Origin of the sequence: Variovorax sp. Root473 (assembly GCF_001426505.1) — a bacterium.
Taxonomy (GTDB): domain Bacteria; phylum Pseudomonadota; class Gammaproteobacteria; order Burkholderiales; family Burkholderiaceae_C; genus Variovorax.
The window spans coordinates 280,147-296,230 of sequence record NZ_LMEV01000019.1; the positions used below are offsets into that span (position 1 = coordinate 280,147).

The 16,084-nt window shown below is 67.9% G+C and carries 13 protein-coding genes; 10 read left to right on the forward strand and 3 right to left on the reverse strand.

The genetic code is table 11. From position 1 onward, the window contains the following. The first annotated feature begins 104 nt into the window (after positions 1-104). The 3 genes from ASD34_RS24495 to ASD34_RS24505 all read left to right on the forward strand — a co-directional run bounded on the left by ASD34_RS24495 (position 105) and on the right by ASD34_RS24505 (position 5,127). On the forward strand, positions 105-2,561 hold the full coding sequence (locus ASD34_RS24495) for a DNA internalization-related competence protein ComEC/Rec2 (protein ID WP_414929892.1): 2,457 nt from the start codon (positions 105-107) through the stop codon (positions 2,559-2,561). A gap of 101 nt (positions 2,562-2,662) precedes the next feature. Then, on the forward strand, positions 2,663-4,159 hold the full coding sequence (locus ASD34_RS24500; RefSeq protein WP_056583327.1) for a circularly permuted type 2 ATP-grasp protein: 1,497 nt from the start codon (positions 2,663-2,665) through the stop codon (positions 4,157-4,159). A gap of 11 nt (positions 4,160-4,170) precedes the next feature. Then, a complete protein-coding gene (locus ASD34_RS24505; RefSeq protein ID WP_056583329.1) occupies positions 4,171-5,127 on the forward strand; it encodes an alpha-E domain-containing protein in 957 nt (318 codons plus the stop codon). A 200-nt stretch (positions 5,128-5,327) separates the two neighbouring features. Here ASD34_RS24505 and ASD34_RS24510 read toward each other — a convergent pair whose 3' ends face one another. After that, positions 5,328-6,959 carry a sulfatase-like hydrolase/transferase gene (locus ASD34_RS24510; RefSeq protein ID WP_056583331.1) on the reverse strand — a complete coding sequence of 544 codons (1,632 nt, stop codon included), beginning with the start codon at positions 6,957-6,959 and terminating at the stop codon, positions 5,328-5,330. A 199-nt stretch (positions 6,960-7,158) separates the two neighbouring features. Between ASD34_RS24510 and ASD34_RS24515 the strand changes: the two genes are divergently transcribed. Then, positions 7,159-7,623 (forward strand): SH3 domain-containing protein, encoded by a 465-nt coding sequence (locus tag ASD34_RS24515; RefSeq protein WP_056583332.1) that lies wholly within the window; start codon positions 7,159-7,161, stop codon positions 7,621-7,623. A gap of 120 nt (positions 7,624-7,743) precedes the next feature. On the opposite strand, the gene glpK is transcribed toward ASD34_RS24515, so the two are convergent. Both glpK and ASD34_RS24525 read right to left on the reverse strand, forming a co-directional pair. Continuing rightward, positions 7,744-9,240 (reverse strand): glycerol kinase GlpK, encoded by a 1,497-nt coding sequence (gene glpK / locus ASD34_RS24520; RefSeq protein ID WP_056583334.1) that lies wholly within the window; start codon positions 9,238-9,240, stop codon positions 7,744-7,746. A gap of 19 nt (positions 9,241-9,259) precedes the next feature. Then, complete coding sequence (locus tag ASD34_RS24525; protein WP_056583336.1) at positions 9,260-10,030, reverse strand: DeoR/GlpR family DNA-binding transcription regulator; 771 nt, start codon at positions 10,028-10,030, stop codon at positions 9,260-9,262. Between the two features lie 122 nt (positions 10,031-10,152). Between ASD34_RS24525 and glpD the strand changes: the two genes are divergently transcribed. The 6 genes from glpD to ASD34_RS24555 all read left to right on the forward strand — a co-directional run bounded on the left by glpD (position 10,153) and on the right by ASD34_RS24555 (position 16,056). Then, positions 10,153-11,829 (forward strand): glycerol-3-phosphate dehydrogenase, encoded by a 1,677-nt coding sequence (gene glpD, locus ASD34_RS24530; protein WP_056583338.1) that lies wholly within the window; start codon positions 10,153-10,155, stop codon positions 11,827-11,829. After that, entirely contained in the window at positions 11,829-12,902 is a 1,074-nt protein-coding gene (locus ASD34_RS24535) for an ABC transporter ATP-binding protein (protein ID WP_056583340.1), read from the forward strand. Before glpD ends, ASD34_RS24535 begins: the two co-directional genes overlap by 1 nt. Position 12,903: 1 nt before the next feature. Beyond that, entirely contained in the window at positions 12,904-13,974 is a 1,071-nt protein-coding gene (locus ASD34_RS24540; protein ID WP_056583341.1) for an ABC transporter ATP-binding protein, read from the forward strand. Between the two features lie 61 nt (positions 13,975-14,035). After that, positions 14,036-14,926: a carbohydrate ABC transporter permease gene (locus ASD34_RS24545; protein WP_056583342.1), complete on the forward strand. Its 891-nt coding sequence runs from the start codon at positions 14,036-14,038 to the stop codon at positions 14,924-14,926. Continuing rightward, positions 14,923-15,735: a carbohydrate ABC transporter permease gene (locus ASD34_RS24550; protein ID WP_056583343.1), complete on the forward strand. Its 813-nt coding sequence runs from the start codon at positions 14,923-14,925 to the stop codon at positions 15,733-15,735. Before ASD34_RS24545 ends, ASD34_RS24550 begins: the two co-directional genes overlap by 4 nt. 12 nt (positions 15,736-15,747) lie before the next feature. Continuing rightward, positions 15,748-16,056 (forward strand): DUF2160 domain-containing protein, encoded by a 309-nt coding sequence (locus tag ASD34_RS24555; protein WP_056583344.1) that lies wholly within the window; start codon positions 15,748-15,750, stop codon positions 16,054-16,056. Positions 16,057-16,084 lie beyond the last annotated feature (28 nt).

The following is a 16,084-nucleotide window of genomic DNA, read 5'->3' on the forward strand; positions in this document are numbered from 1 at the left end:
CATCGAGAAGATGTCTCTGGTGAGACGCATACTAGCCCAGTTGCCAAGCAATTAACGCGCCATCGAGCGCGAGTTGGGGGAGGGTTTGCATCATGGTTTCAGAGGTGTCTGGAGGTCGGTCGCGGCGTGCGTCCGGCGTGGTGGCGGGTGGGTCGGGCGCCTTCGTTGCGCTCGGCGGCACGCTGCTCGGTGCGGCTTTGCAGCTGCGCCAGCCGCTGCTGTGGGAGGCCGGCGTCTACGCCGCGTTGCTGCTCGTGGGGCTCGGCGGTGGATGGCTGTCGTGGCGGTGGCGTGGAGGCCGGCTGATCGTGCTGATGCTGTCGCTGGCCTGCGGCGCGATGGCCGGCGCGGGCCTGGCGGGATGGCGTGCCACGGTTTATGCAAACGGGGCATTGAGCCCGCAACTCGAAGGGCGCGACCTGCGGCTCACGGGCGTGGTGTCGCAGATGCCGCAGCACAGCGACATCGGAACACGCTTGCGTTTCGACGTGGAGACGGCGCAATGGGCCGAGGCCTTGCGCGACGCTGCGCCGCCGACGGTGCCATCGCGTATCGCGCTCTCCTGGTACGGCGAGCACAGCGGCCTGTGGGAGCAGCCCGCCGGTCGGCGCGCGTCCACCCCAGGCACCGTGGGCGAGGTGCACGCCGGGCAGCGCTGGCAACTGACCGTGCGCCTGCGCGCGCCGCACGGCAACCTCAACCCGCATGGTTTCGACAGCGAGTTGTGGGCGTGGGAGCAGGGCGTGCATGCGCAGGGCCATGTGCGTGCCGGGCCACGCGACCTCGCGCCGCAATTGAGGGGCATCACCTGGCTGCATCCGATCGAACGGGCGCGTGAAGCCGTGCGCGATGACGTCTTCGCACGCGTGGACGATCGGCGCCAGGCCGGCGTGATCGCGGCGCTGGTCACGGGCGACCAGGGCGCCATCGACCGCGCCGACTGGGACGTGTTCCGTGCCACCGGCGTGGCGCACCTGATGTCGATCTCGGGCCTGCACATCACCTTGTTCGCATGGTTCGCGGCGCATGTCGTGGGCGCGCTGTGGCGACGCAGCCGCCGCCTCATGCTGTGGCTGCCCGCGCAACAGGCCGCACTCGCATGCGGCGTGCTGCTGGCCGCGCTCTATGCGCTCTTCAGTGGCTGGGGCGTGCCTTCGCAGCGCACGGTCTGGATGCTCGCTGCCGTGGCGCTGCTGCGTCTCACCGGCAGGCGCTGGCCGTGGCCGCATGTCTGGCTGCTGACGGCCGCGGTCGTGGTGGCCGCCGATCCGTGGGCGTTGCTGCAGGCCGGCTTCTGGCTCAGTTTCGTGGCGGTGGCGGTGCTGTTCGCGTCCGCGGCGGCCGTGCCGGGCGAGGGCAGGGTGGGCGTGTTCACGCGCCTGCGCCGCTTTTTCCGCGAGCAATGGTCGATCACGCTGGCGCTCGCGCCATTGAGCCTGTTGTTGTTCCAGCAGGTGTCGGCAGTCGGACTTGTCGCGAACGCGATCGCGATCCCGTGGGTCACACTGGTGATCACGCCGCTCGCGATGCTCGGCGTGGCGGTGCCGCCACTGTGGGACGTGGCGGCCGGCGCTGTGAAGCTGTTCGCCCTGCTGCTGCAGGCGTTTGCCAGCCTGCCGTTCGCCACGCTGTCGATGGCTGCGCCGCCGCCGTGGCTGGCCGCAGGCGGCGTGGCAGGTGGCGTGCTGCTGGCGATGCGCCTGCCGTGGTCGATGCGCGCCCTCGGCCTGCCGCTGCTGTTGCCGGTGCTGCTGTGGCAGCCGGTGCGGCCCGCCGTGGGCGAGTTCGACCTGCTCGCCGCCGACATCGGGCAGGGCAACGCGGTGCTCTTGCGCACCGCCACGCACAGCCTGCTGTACGACACCGGGCCGCGCTACGGCCTCGACAGCGATGCGGGCGATCGCGTGCTCGTGCCGCTGCTGCGCGCGCGGGGCGAGCGGCTCGACGTGCTCCTGCTGAGCCACCGCGACATCGACCACACGGGCGGCGCGCCCGCCGTGCTCGCCATGCAGCCCCACGCGGCGTTGCTGAGCTCCATCGAGGCCGGGCATCCATTGCAGACACTGCGTCCCGCGCGCCGCTGCGAGGCCGGCCAGCGCTGGAACTGGGATGGTGTCGATTTCGAGGTGCTGTTTCCCTACGACAGCGACTACCGCAGCTTCACGCGGCCCAATGCCGTGTCGTGCGTGCTGCGCATCGGCAATGGCCGCGCCACGGTGCTGCTGGCCGGCGACATCGAGCGGCTGCAGGAGGCCGCGCTGGTGGCGCGCACGCCGCGGTTGCAGGCCGACGTGCTGCTCGTGCCCCACCACGGCAGCAAGACCTCGTCGAGCGAGGCCTTCCTCGACGCGGTCGGCCCGCGCATCGCGCTGGTCCAGGCCGGCTACCGCAGCCGCTTCGGCCACCCGGCGTCCGAGGTGGTGGCGCGCTACACCCGACGCGATGTGCAGGTGATCGACAGCCCACGCTGCGGCGCGGCTCACTGGGCAAGCCCGCGGCCTGCCGAGGTGAAGTGTGAACGCGCGCAAGATCTGCGCTACTGGCGCCACCGTCATCCCTGACTCGTTGCCCGAAACCTCAAAGGCCTTCGCTTCGGGCCTAACCTAGGGCTTCTACTGGCCTTGAACTTGCTAAGCTATGGCTCAAGGAGATTGGTCGTTCCATGCACAAATTCGACGAGATGTATGAGCAGCTCCCCTACGCGGGCGCTGCAATCCGACAGCATTACAAGCGCTACGACCAATGGCTTGCGAAGCAACCCGGTGAGGTGATGCGAGCGCGGCGTGAAGAGGCGGAAATGATTTTCCGCCGGGTCGGCATCACCTTCGCGGTGTACGGCGCCAAGGACGAGGACGGCTCCGGCACCGAGCGGCTGATCCCGTTCGACCTGCTGCCCCGGATCATTCCTTCCCACGAGTGGGAGAGCATGGAAAAGGGGCTGGTGCAGCGCGTGACGGCACTCAACCGCTTCCTGCATGACGTGTACCACGACCAGGACATCATCAAGGCCGGCATCATCCCGGCCGAGCAAATCCTGAACAACGCCCAGTTCCGCCCCGAGATGATGGGCGTGAACGTGCCGCACAACGTCTACTCGAACATCTCGGGCATCGACATCGTGCGTGCCCCCGATGCGCAGGGCAACGGCGAGTACTACGTGCTCGAAGACAACCTGCGCGTGCCCAGCGGCGTGAGCTACATGCTCGAAAACCGCAAGATGATGATGCGGCTCTTCCCCGAGCTCTTCAACCAGAACCGCATCGCGCCGGTCGCCCACTACCCCGACCTGCTGCTCGAAACCCTGCGCGCCAGCGCGCCGCCGGCCACGGCCGAGCCCACGGTGGTGGTGCTCACGCCCGGCATGTACAACAGCGCCTACTTCGAGCACGCCTTCCTGGCCCAGCAGATGGGCGTGGAGTTGGTCGAGGGACAAGACCTGTTCGTGAAGGACGACTTCGTCTACATGCGCACCACGCGCGGCCCGGTGCGGGTCGACGTGATCTACCGCCGCGTCGACGACGACTTCCTCGACCCCGAGGTGTTCCGCCCGACCTCCACCCTCGGCTGCGCGGGCCTCATGCGCGCCTACCGCCAGGGCAACGTCGTGATCTGCAATGCCGTGGGCACCGGCGTGGCCGACGACAAGTCGATCTACCCCTACGTGCCGAAGATGATCGAGTTCTACCTCGGCGAGAAGCCGATCCTGAAGAACGTGCCGACCTACATGTGCCGGAACAAAGACGAGCTGCAGTACACGCTCGACAACATGAAGGACCTGGTCGTCAAGGAGGTGCACGGCGCCGGCGGCTACGGCATGCTCATCGGCCCGGCCGCCACGCAGGCCGAGATCGAAGACTTCAAGAAGGCCGTCATCGCCAAGCCCGACGGCTACATCGCCCAGCCCACGCTGAGCCTGTCGACCTCGCCGACCTTCGTCGACGCCGGCATCGCGCCGCGCCACATCGACCTGCGTCCCTTCGTGCTCTCGGGCAGCGAGGTGCAGATGGTGCCCGGCGGCCTCACGCGCGTGGCGCTCAAGGAAGGGTCGCTGGTGGTCAACTCGTCGCAGGGCGGCGGCACCAAGGACACCTGGATTCTCGAAGCGGACCGCACCGCCAAGCCGAAGGCGGCAGCGCCCTCGCAAAGCCAATCGCAGTAGGAGAAAAAACGATGCTGTCCCGCACCGCAGACCACCTCTACTGGATGTCGCGCTACACCGAGCGCGCCGAAAACACGGCGCGCATGCTCGACGTCAACTACCAGACCTCGCTGCTGCCTCAGTCGGCCGAGGTCGCCAAGTACGGCTGGCAGGGCGTGCTTTCGATCAGCGAGCTGCTGCCGCTGTACAACGACAAGTACGACCACATCGCACCCAACGAGGTCATGGAGTTCATGGTCAAGGACGAGAGCAACCCGTCGTCGATCGTCTCCTGCCTGAAGGCCGCCCGCGAGAACGCCCGTGCCGTGCGCGGCGCGCTCACCACCGAGGCCTGGGAAACGCAGAACACCACCTGGCTCGAAGTGAACCGCATGCTGCGCGCCGGCGATTTCGAGCGCGACCCGGGGCAGTTCTTCGAGTGGGTCAAGTTCCGATCGCACCTGTCGCGCGGCGTCACGCTGGGCACCATGCTCCAGGATGAGGCGTTCTACTTCTCGCGCCTGGGCACCTTTTTGGAGCGTGCCGACAACACGGCGCGCCTGGTCGACGTGAAGTTCCACGCGCTCAACAGCGAGTTCTTCGGTGCCGCCACCGAGGAAGACCAGGAGTACGACTTCTATCACTGGAGCGCCATCCTGCGCAGCGTCTCGGCCTTCGAGGTCTACCGCAAGGTGTACCGCGACGTGATCAAGCCCGAGCGCGTGGCCGAGCTGCTCATTCTTCGCGCCGACATGCCGCGCTCGCTGCACGCGAGCCTGGCCGAGGTGGTCAGCAACCTTGCGAAGGTGCAGAACGAGCAGAGCGCCGAAACCCAACGCCGCGCCGGCAAGCTGCTGGCCGACCTGCAGTACGCGCGGGTCGATGAAATCCTGGCGACCGGCCTGCACGCCTACCTCACGCAGTTCCTCGACCGCGTGAACGAGCTGGGCGGGCGCATCAGCCAGGACTTCCTGGTGCCGGCGCACTGAGCGAGGCGACGCACCGCGGACGGACCGAAGGCCACGCTCCGCATCCAGCCCGAAGTCGGCGCGGCGCTACTGTTCATCCACGACACCTGGCATGAAGGCGCGGTGATCGGGTCCGGAGCCAAGTACGTGCTGCGCTCCGAGGTGATGTACGGCGACGCTGGTTCAACGCTGCATCGCAGGCCGCCGGCAGTTTCGGCGTCCTAGCGCGAGAACGACTCCACCGCCACCGGAATCTCCGGCGCCCGCCATTCATAGCGGTCGTCCAGCACATTGCGCTCGGCCTTCTGCCCGCTCCAGCGGATGCCCAGCAGGTCCATCAGGCTCCACCCGGCCCAGTCCGCGCGGAAGGGCTGCTGCGTGGCGGCGCCGGTGGGCAACGGCTCGCGGTTGCGCCAGACGACGGCCGGGATGCGGTAGCCCGAGGCGGTGGCGGGGCTGTGGCCTGCGCGGTCGCTGCCGTGGCCGACTTCCTGGCCGTGGTCCGACAGGTACATCCACGCGCGGTAATCGTCCGGCTTGCCCGTGCTGCGGGTCTGCTGCAGCAGTTCCGACACCACGAAGTCGTGGTACAGCAAGGCGGCGTCGTACTCCTGGCGGAAGTGGCGCACCCAGGCCGATCGGCCGTCTTTCACGAGGCCGTTCTCGACCGCATCGACGCTGTCGTCGAAGGGGTTGGCGTTCTCGGGAAAGCGCAGGCTGTAGTGCGGATGCGCGCCCATCAAATGGACCACGATGAGCTTGCGGTCGGTGCTCGTGTCCGCAAAGGCTTCCTGTACGCAGTCGAGGATCTCGCCGTCGAGGGAGGCGCTGGCGCGGCCCGGCGTGCGGTTGACCATGTCGACCACGTCGGCATGGCGCGCGTGCTGCTGTTCGATGGCCAGGTCGTCGTGGTTGCTGATCCACCAGACCTTGTAGCCGGCGGCGCGCGCCAGGGCCAGCAGGTGCGGCGGCCTTTCGTTCTCGGGCTGGCCGAAATGGAACATGTTGCGCAGCGCAGGCAGGGTGCTCGCGTCCACCGACCACGCGTTGTGCAGCACGGCCATGCGGTCGCCTTCCTGCGCCTTGTGCGCCTGCAGGCGCGGCGTGGTCGGGCGGCCGTAGCCGTACAGGCCCATGTTGTCGCGGTTGATGCTGTCGGTGATGACGAGCACGACCGTGGACGGCCCTTCGCGCGAGAACACCGGCGCGACCTGCCGGGCCTGGGCCCGCTGTGCATCGCGGGTCTTTTCCTGGCCGGCCCAGGCGGTGCGTTGGTCGTGCAGCGACTGTGACCACTGGGTCCAGAAGACGACCGGGTGCAGCCGGCGCCAGGGCTTGCTCACGTAGGCCACGCAGGCGGCCAGCAGGATCAGCAGCAGCGAGCGCACCCAGAACGGCCGACGCGCACGCGGCGCCACCGCACCGTGCCGCGCGAACAGGCCCGCTACCCCGCCTGCCGCCACGAGCGCAGCGGACCAGACGACAGCGGAGCGCCAGTGCATGCGCAGATACTCGGCGCTTTCGCGCGCGTTGGTGTTGGCCGCCGCGCCCAGCACCATGGCGCTGTCGGGTGCGGCCTGGTAGGTGTCGAGCAGGTAGGCGCGGACCACGGCGTCGAGCCCGAAACCCATGACCCAGAGCCACACGAGTGCCGTGCGCCAGCGTCGCAGGCGCGCGCTGTGCAGCGGCCACAGCAGCCAGAGCACGGGCGGCGCGGCGAGCACGGCGAGCTGGGCGATGCGGCGGCCGTCGTGGCCCAGCGCGATGAGCGCCAGCAGCGTGGCGCCCACCACGCCGCTGGCCAGCAGGGCACTGCAGGAGTGACGCGGGGCGTCGATGTGGGAGGGTGTCAAGCGCGGGGAGGGGAAGTCGAAAGCGGGCGAATTCTGCGCCGCGCCTTGTCGCTGTACCTTCAGTGTCCCGACCTTCGCGGGGTCTTTGGAGCCACACCTCAGGGATATCCCCACGGAACTTATTCGCGCTCAGCGTCCCAGAGGGGCTTCGCCCGGTGTTTGCCGGACTCCGTGTCTTCTTGAAAGGAACCCTTGCCCCATGGCCCGATTCAGCCGCCGACTGCCCGCGCTCCTGCTCGCATTCTTCTTCTCGTGGATGGTGCTGCCGTCCGCCTTCGCCGCGCAGCCGCAGATGGTCAGTGTCGCGGTCAAGACCCTGAACATGCGCACCGGCCCCAGCCAGCGCGCCGAAGCGCACTGGACGGTCACCCGGGGGTATCCGCTGCGCGTGATCGGCCGCAAGGGCGACTGGCTGCGGGTCACCGATTTCGAGAACGACAAGGCCTGGGTCTTCCGTTCGATGACGGGCAAGACACCGCACCACGTCGTGAAGGCCAAGACCGCGCAGTTGCGCCGCGCACCCGGCGCGCGCAGCCCGGTCGTGAAGCGGGCCGTGTACGGCGACGTGCTGCGCACGCTCGAGCGTCGCGGTGGCTGGGTGAAGGTGCGCCACGAAGGCGGCGCCACCGGCTGGGTGCCCAAGCGCCAGGTCTGGGGCTGGTAAGCCCGCGTCAGGCGGCTTGTTCGCGAGACACCGCGGAACCGGCTTGGCCGGGCCGCAGGTGTCGCCCCCGGTAGGGGGTAGGAGAAGCGACACGAAGTGCGCGAAGCCTGGGGGCGAGCTTCAATTTGCGGTCGCCTGGCGCACCGCGCGCTCCCAGCGCGCCATCGATTCCTCGGCCTGCGCGCGCCCCATGGTGGGCATGAAGCGGCGTTCGATCTTCCACAGCTTCGAGAGCTGGCGCGCGTCGGTGTAGACGCCAGTCGACAACCCCGCAAGGTAGGCCGCGCCCAGCGCCGTGGTCTCGATGACTTCGGGCCGCACCACCGGAATGCCCAGCAGGTCGGCCTGGAACTGCATCAGCAGGTCGTTCACGCTCGCGCCGCCGTCCACGCGCAGCTCGGCCACGGGCTTGCCGCCTGCAGCCACGGCGTCGCGGCTCATGGCCTGCAGCAGCGCGGCGCTCTGGTACGCGATGCTTTCGAGCGCGGCGCGCGCGATGTGCGCGACCGTGGTGCCGCGCGTGAGGCCGGTGATCGTGCCGCGTGCATCGGCGTCCCAGTAGGGCGCGCCCAGGCCGGTGAAGGCCGGCACCATCATCACGCCGCCCGCGTCGGGCACGCTCTCTGCGAGCGACTGCACCTCGGCGCTGCCCTTGATGGCCTTGAGCCCGTCGCGCAGCCATTGCACGACGGCGCCGCCGACGAACACGCTGCCTTCCATCGCGTACTGCGGCGTTGCATCGACCTGCGCGGCGCTGGTGACCAGCAGGCCGTTGTGCGAGGGCTGGAACGCGCCGCCCGTGTGCATCAGCAAAAAGCAGCCGGTGCCGTAGGTGTTCTTGGCCATGCCCGCCTCGAAGCAGGCCTGGCCGAAGAGGGCGCTTTGCTGGTCGCCGGCCACGCCGCCGATGGGCAGTGCGTGGCCGAGCAATGCAGCGTCGGTGTCGGCGAAGTGCGAGCTCGAGGGCTGCACCTTCGGCATGAGCGCGGCGGGAATGTCAAGTGCCTTCAGCAGGTCGGCGTCCCATTCGTTGGCGTGCACGTTGAACAGCATCGTGCGCGAGGCGTTGCTCACGTCGGTCACGTGCACCTTGCCGCCGGTGAGCTGCCACATGAGCCAGCTGTCGACCGTGCCGAAGGCCAGCTCGCCGCGTTCGGCCTGGGCGCGCGCGCCGGGGACGTGGTCCAGCAGCCAGCGCAGCTTGGTGCCCGAGAAGTAGGCATCGATTACCAGGCCGGTCTTGTCGCGGATGGTGTCCGTCATGCCTTCGTCGCGCAGCTGCGCGCACAGCGGTTCGGCGCGGCGGTCCTGCCAGACGATGGCGTGGTGCACGGGCTGGCCGGTGGCGCGGTTCCACAGCACGGTGGTCTCGCGCTGGTTGGTGATCCCGATGGCGTGGATGTCGGTGGGCTGCAGCTTGGCCTTGGCCAGCACCTCGCGCGCGGTGGCGAGCTGGCTGCGCCAGATTTCCATCGGGTCGTGCTCGACCCAGCCGGGCTGCGGGTAGATCTGCGTGAGTTCCTTCTGCGCGATGGCGACGATGCGGCCTTCGCGGTCGAACACGATGCTGCGCGAGCTGGAGGTGCCCTGGTCGAGGGCGAGCAGGTAGGTGGTCATTCGGTCGGTGTCTTCGGAGTCAGTTGTCGCGTGCGATTTCCAACCGCACCTGCGCGGCGTGCAGCAGGTCGGGAAACGGCGGCGGCGGCGCGGCGTCGGTGAACAGGCGGTCGATCTGCGAGAGCGTGCCCAGCTCGATCATGGCCGGCCGGTTGAACTTGCTCGCGTCGGCCGCCAGCCACACCTCGCGCGCCTGGGCAATGATGGTCTGCGCGACCTTCACCTCGCGCAGGTCGAAGTCGCGCAGCGAGCCGTCGGCCTCGATGCTCGACACGCCGATGAGCGCGATGTCGACCTTGAACTGGCGGATGAAGTCGATGGTGGCCTCGCCCACCACGGCGCGGTCGCGCGGGCGCACCGAGCCGCCGGCCACGATCACCTCGCACGACGTGTTGCCGCTCAGGATGGTCGCCACGTTCAGGTTGTTGGTGATCACGCGCAGGCCCGTGTGGCGCATCAGCGCCTTGGCGATGGCCTCGGTGGTGGTGCCGATGTTCAGGATCAGCGAACAGTCGTTGGGCACCAGTTCGGCCACGCGGCGCGCAATGCGCGCCTTGCCGTCGGCGTTGAGCGTTTCGCGCTGCTGGTAGCCGATGTTCTCGGTGGTCGAACTCGGCACGCGCACGCCGCCGTGGAAGCGCGTGAGCAGGCCGGCATCGGCCAGCCGCTGCACATCGCGGCGCACGGTCTGCAGCGTCACGCCCAGCATGTCTGCGAGCTGTTCGACGGTGACGGAGCCGCGCGCGCGCACGGTGTCGAGGAGGTTGATCTGGCGCGGATTGGAATTCACAGAGACGTCGTGGAAAGCGGAAAGACTGAGCGTGAGGGTACAGGCCGCGTCACTTTAAAACGAAAGAAAACGAATCTTCGTAAGGGAAAACTCGGAGGAAAATCGCGCCAAAAGGAATACAAATGAAAAAACGCGAAAATACAATCTCGGCCTTTGCTGACAAAAGTCACGAACCTACGGACCTCCAGCCTGTGACCGATTTCTCTTCCCCAGCGGCCGCGCCGGCCACCGATTGCGATGTGCTGATCGTCGGCGGTGGCATCAACGGCTGCGGCATTGCGCGCGACCTGGCCGGCCGGGGCTGGCGCGTGGTCCTGTGCGAGAAGGACGACCTGGCCTCGCACACGTCGTCGTCTTCCACCAAGCTGATTCATGGCGGCCTGCGCTACCTGGAGTACTACGAGTTCTCGCTGGTGCGCAAGGCGCTGCAGGAGCGCGAGGTGCTGCTCAAGAGCGCGCCGCACATCATGTGGCCGCTGCGCTTCGTGATGCCGCACGACCCCTCGATGCGCCCGGCCTGGATGATCCGCATCGGCCTGTTCATGTACGACCACCTGGCCAAGCGCGAGGTGCTGCCGCCGTCGCGCGGCATCGACCTGCGTCAGCACCCGGCCGGCGCGCCGCTCAAGGCTCAGTACAAGCGCGGCTTCGTGTACTCGGACGGCTGGGTCGACGACGCGCGGCTCGTGGTGCTCAACGCCATCGATGCGCGTTCGAAGGGCGCCGAAGTGCTCACGCGCACGCGCTGCATCCATGCGCAGCGTGGCGATGACGGCTGGGTCGCGACGCTCGAAGGCCCCGATGGCGCGCACCGCACCGTGCGTGCGCGTGCCGTGGTGAACGCGGCCGGCCCGTGGGCCGAATCCTTCCTGCGCGGCGTGGCCCAGTCGGCGCGCGGCGAGGCGCTGGCCACCAAGAGCCTGCGGCTCGTGAAGGGCAGCCACATCATCGTGCCGCGCCTGTTCGACCACGACCACGCCTACATCTTCCAGAACCCCGACAAGCGGATCATCTTCGCCATCCCCTACCAGGGCGCGTTCACGCTGATCGGCACCACCGACATCGAGATCAGCGGCGACGACCCCGGCGGCGCGCGCATCGCGCAGGAAGAAATCGACTACCTCTGCACCCAGGCCAGCCGCTACTTCGACAAGGCCATCGTGCCGGCCGACGTGGTCTGGACCTACTCGGGCGTGCGCCCGCTGCTGGACGACGCCTCGGGCGACCCCTCGGCCGTCACGCGCGACTACCTGCTCGAGTCGAACACCACCGCCGCACCGCTGCTGTCGGTGTGGGGCGGCAAGATCACCACCTTCCGCAAGCTCGCGGAAGACGCGGCCGACGAGGTCGGCAAGATGCTCGGCCAGTCGAATGCCCAGCGCCCGGCCTGGACCGACGGCGCCTTCCTGGCCGGCGGCGACCTGTCGGCCTGGATCGGCGCCCCCAAGCGCCCCGACGACGACTTCGCCCGCTTCGTGGCCGCCGTGCAGGCGAAGTACCCCTGGCTCGATGCCCAGGTCGCGCTGCGGCTGGCGCGCGGCTACGGCGCGCGCGTGGCCGAGCTGGTCGGCGAGGCGCAGTCGCTCGCCGACATGGGCGCCGAGGTCGCGCCCGGCCTGTACGAACGCGAGCTGCGCTTCCTGCAGGCGCGCGAATGGGCCGTGAGCTCGGACGACGTGCTCTGGCGACGCACCAAGCTCGGCCTGCACTACACGCCCGCCGAACGCGAGCAGGTGGCGATCTGGCTGCAGGCCCACGCAACGAACAACAACGACACCGTGGAAGTGGAGGTGAGCTGATGCAGCTGACTCTGGAGCGCGTCACCAAGAAGGTCGGCGCGCACACCTGGCTCTACGAGCAGAGCATCGCGCCGAAGAGCGGCGCGGTGACCGTGCTGCTCGGGGCCACGCAGGCCGGCAAGACCAGCCTGATGCGCCTGATGGCCGGGCTCGACACGCCGAGCACGGGCCGTGTGCTGGTGGACGGCAAGGACGTCACCGGCACACCGGTGCGCGAGCGCAATGTCGCGATGGTCTACCAGCAGTTCATCAACTACCCCTCGCTCAAGGTGTTCGACAACATCGCCTCGCCGCTGAAGCTGCGCGGCGAATCGAACATCGATGCGCGGGTGAAGGCGCTGGCCGACAAGCTGCACATCGGCATGTTCCTGGGCCGCCTGCCGGCTGAACTCTCGGGTGGCCAGCAGCAGCGCGTGGCGCTGGCGCGCGCGCTCGCCAAGAACGCGCCGCTCATGCTGCTCGACGAGCCGCTGGTCAACCTGGACTACAAGCTGCGCGAAGGCCTGCGCGAAGAACTCACGCAGCTCTTCGCCACCGGCGACTCGACCGTCATCTACGCCACCACCGAGCCCGGCGAAGCGCTGCTGCTGGGCGGCTACACGGCCGTGATGGACGCCGGCGAGCTGCTGCAGTACGGCCCGACCGCCGAGGTGTTCCATGCGCCGCAGTCGCTGCGCGTGGCGCGCGCCTTCAGCGATCCGCCGATGAACCTGCTGGCGGGCACGGCGGCGGCCGGCCGCGTGCAACTGGCGGGCGGGCCCGCGCTGGCGCTGGCCTTGCCTGACAGCGTGTCGGGCACGGTCACGGTCGGCCTGCGCGCGAGCGCATTGAATGTCGACGCGGGGGAGGGCGACATCGCCTTGCCGGGCAAGGTGGAGCTGGCCGAGATCTCGGGCTCCGACACCTTCGTGCACGTCGAGACCGCGGTGGGCGAACTGGTGGCGCAGCTCACCGGTGTGCACCGCTTCGAGCTGGGCGCTTCGATCACGCTGTACTTCAGCGCGTCGCAGGCCTATGTGTTCGATGCCAGTGAAAAGCTGGCACTGGCGCCGGCTTGGCGCAAAGGAGCTTGAGATGGCACGCATCGATCTCGACCTGGCCCACGCCTACCGCGCCAACCCCACGCAGGACAGCGACTACGCGCTGCTGCCGCTCAAGATGAGCTTCCGCGATGGTGGCGCGTATGCGCTGCTCGGCCCCTCGGGCTGCGGCAAGACGACCATGCTGAACATCATCTCGGGCCTGCTCGTGCCGTCGCAGGGCAGCGTGAGCTTCGATGGCCGCGACATGACGCGCGCCACGCCGCAGGAGCGCAACATCGCGCAGGTGTTCCAGTTCCCGGTGATCTACGACACCATGACCGTGGCCGAGAACCTCGCGTTTCCGCTGCGCAACCGCAAGGTGCCCGAAGACCAGATCAGGAAGCGCGTCGGCGAGATCGCCGAAATGCTCGACATGAGCGGCCAGCTCAACCAGCGCGCCGCGGGCCTGGCGGCCGACGCCAAGCAGAAGATTTCGCTGGGCCGCGGCCTGGTGCGCAGCGACGTGTCGGCGGTGCTGTTCGACGAACCGCTCACCGTGATCGATCCGCACCTGAAGTGGCAGCTGCGCCGCAAGCTCAAGCAGATCCACCGCGAGCTCAAGCTCACGCTGATCTACGTCACGCACGACCAGGTTGAAGCGCTCACCTTCGCCGAAGAGGTGGTGGTCATGACGCGCGGCAAGGCCGTGCAGGTGGGCAGCGCCGAGGCGCTGTTCGAGCGGCCGGCCCACACCTTCGTCGGCCATTTCATCGGCTCGCCGGGCATGAACTTCCTGTCGGCCCACAGCGCCAACGGTGCGCTCGAAGTGGCGGGCACGCCGCTGGTGCCCACGCGCGAGCTGCCGCCCGGCGCACTCAAGATCGGCATTCGGCCCGAGTACCTGCGCCTGTCGAACGCGGGGGCGGCCGGCGCCGTGCCGGCGGTGGTGCAGCAGGTGCAGGACGTCGGCACGCACGCGATGCTCAGCGCCGAAGTCGACGGCGGCGTGGTCAAGGTGCGCATGCATTCGGACGAACAGCCGCCCTCGGTGGGCGACACGGTGTGGCTGCGGGTGCTCGACACCCACACCTGCTACTACAAGGACGAGGAACTGGTCGCATGAGCGCAGCGCAGGGCCGCCCCAAGCAAGCTCGCACCGCAGTGCGAAGCACGGAGGTATTCGAATGAACCCGACGAACAAGCCGATCAACCAGAAGGCGTGGTGGCTCGTGCTGCCCGTGCTGATCTGTGTCGCTTTCTCCGCGATCGTGCCGCTGATGACGGTGGTCAACTACTCGGTGCAGGACATCATCTCGCCCGACCGGCGCGTGTTCGTCGGCACCGAATGGTTCGCCGCCGTGATGCGCGACGACGAGCTGCACCAGGCGCTGTGGCGCCAGCTGGGCTTCTCGCTGTCGGTGCTGCTGGTGGAGATTCCGCTGGGCATCGCGCTCGCGCTGTCGATGCCGGCCACGGGATGGAAGTCGTCGGCGGTGCTGGTGGTGGTGGCGCTGTCGCTGCTCATTCCGTGGAACGTGGTGGGCACCATCTGGCAGATCTACGGCCGTGCCGACATCGGCCTCCTGGGCCATGCGTTGCAAGTGATGGGCATCGACTACAACTACACCGGCAGCGCGACCGACGCCTGGCTCACGGTGCTGGTGATGGACGTGTGGCACTGGACGCCGCTGGTGGCCTTGCTCTGCTATGCGGGCCTGCGCTCGATTCCCGACGCCTACTACCAGGCTGCGCGGATCGACGGTGCCAGCAAGTTCGCGGTGTTCCGCTACATCCAGCTGCCCAAGATGCGCGGCGTGCTGATGATCGCGGTGCTGCTGCGCTTCATGGACAGCTTCATGATCTACACCGAACCCTTTGTGCTCACGGGCGGCGGGCCGGGCAACGCGACCACCTTCCTGAGCCAGTACCTCACGCAGAAGGCCGTGGGGCAGTTCGACCTCGGGCCGGCGGCGGCGTTCTCGCTGATCTATTTCCTGATCATCCTGTTGTTCTGCTTCGTGCTCTACAACTGGATGCAGCGGGTGGGCACGCAAGAAGTCGAGGTCGAAAAATGAACGAAAAGCGATTCCACAAGCGCAGCATCTTCCTGGTGCTGTACATCCTGTTCGCGCTGTTGCCCATCTACTGGATGGTCAACATGAGCTTCAAGACGAACGAAGAGATCCTGTCGAGCTTCTCGTTCTTCCCGACCGAGCTGACCTGGGCGAACTACGCGCGCATCTTCACCGACGAGTCGTGGTACTCGGGCTACATCAACAGCCTGATCTATGTGGCGATCAACACGGCGATCTCGCTCACCGTGGCGCTGCCGGCGGCGTATGCGTTCTCGCGCTATTCGTTTCTGGGCGACAAGCACGTTTTCTTCTGGCTGCTCACCAACCGCATGACGCCGCCCGCGGTGTTCCTGCTGCCGTTCTTCCAGCTGTACAGCACCGTCGGCCTGATGGACACGCACCTGGGCGTGGCGCTGGCGCACCTGCTGTTCAACGTGCCGCTGGCGGTGTGGATTCTCGAAGGCTTCATGAGCGGCATCCCGCGCGAGATCGACGAGACGGCGTACATCGATGGCTACTCGTTCCCGCGCTTCTTCCTCACCATCTTCCTGCCGCTCATCAAGGCCGGCGTGGGCGTGGCGGCGTTCTTCTGCTTCATGTTCAGCTGGGTCGAGCTGCTCTTGGCGCGCACGCTCACGAGCGTGAACGCCAAGCCGATCGTGGCGACGATGACGCGCACGGTGAGCGCGTCGGGCATGGACTGGGCGACGCTGGCCGCGGCCGGCGTGCTCACCATCGTGCCGGGCGCGATCGTGATCTGGTTCGTGCGCCACTACATCGCAAAAGGCTTTGCGATGGGCCGCGTCTAAGGAGACCAAGACATGTTCGACTGGATGGTCTGGACCACCCCCGTGGCCGTTTTCTTCACCTGCATCGCGCTCATGCTGGTCGGCATGACCGTGTGGGAAATCAAGTCGCCCACCGTCATGCGGCGCGGCTGGCTGCCCATTGCCACCACGCGCGGCGACCGGCTGTTCATCGGCCTGCTGTCCGCGGCGTATGTGAACCTGATCTTCGTCGGCCTGGCCGGCAAGATGCAGGAGTGGCTGAGCCTGGAGGCGGAGCCCTCGATCTGGATCGGCTTCGTGCTGTCGATGCTCGTTCTTGCCCTGGTCATGCGCAAAGGCTAGGTTCACGGATTTCACCCACGCGTCCGGC

Bases quoted from the DNA above. Each gene is read 5' to 3' on its own strand.
- ASD34_RS24545 (WP_056583342.1), top strand. From the start codon at position 14,036: ATGAACCCGACGAACAAGCCGATCAACCAGAAGGCGTGGTGGCTCGTG.
- ASD34_RS24535 (WP_056583340.1), top strand. From the start codon at position 11,829: ATGCAGCTGACTCTGGAGCGCGTCACCAAGAAGGTCGGCGCGCACACC.
- ASD34_RS24500 (WP_056583327.1), top strand. From the start codon at position 2,663: ATGCACAAATTCGACGAGATGTATGAGCAGCTCCCCTACGCGGGCGCT.
- glpD (WP_056583338.1), top strand. From the start codon at position 10,153: ATGAAAAAACGCGAAAATACAATCTCGGCCTTTGCTGACAAAAGTCAC.
- ASD34_RS24505 (WP_056583329.1), top strand. From the start codon at position 4,171: ATGCTGTCCCGCACCGCAGACCACCTCTACTGGATGTCGCGCTACACC.
- ASD34_RS24540 (WP_056583341.1), top strand. From the start codon at position 12,904: ATGGCACGCATCGATCTCGACCTGGCCCACGCCTACCGCGCCAACCCC.
- glpK (WP_056583334.1), bottom strand. From the start codon at position 9,240: ATGACCACCTACCTGCTCGCCCTCGACCAGGGCACCTCCAGCTCGCGC.
- ASD34_RS24555 (WP_056583344.1), top strand. From the start codon at position 15,748: ATGTTCGACTGGATGGTCTGGACCACCCCCGTGGCCGTTTTCTTCACC.
- ASD34_RS24550 (WP_056583343.1), top strand. From the start codon at position 14,923: ATGAACGAAAAGCGATTCCACAAGCGCAGCATCTTCCTGGTGCTGTAC.
- ASD34_RS24515 (WP_056583332.1), top strand. From the start codon at position 7,159: ATGGCCCGATTCAGCCGCCGACTGCCCGCGCTCCTGCTCGCATTCTTC.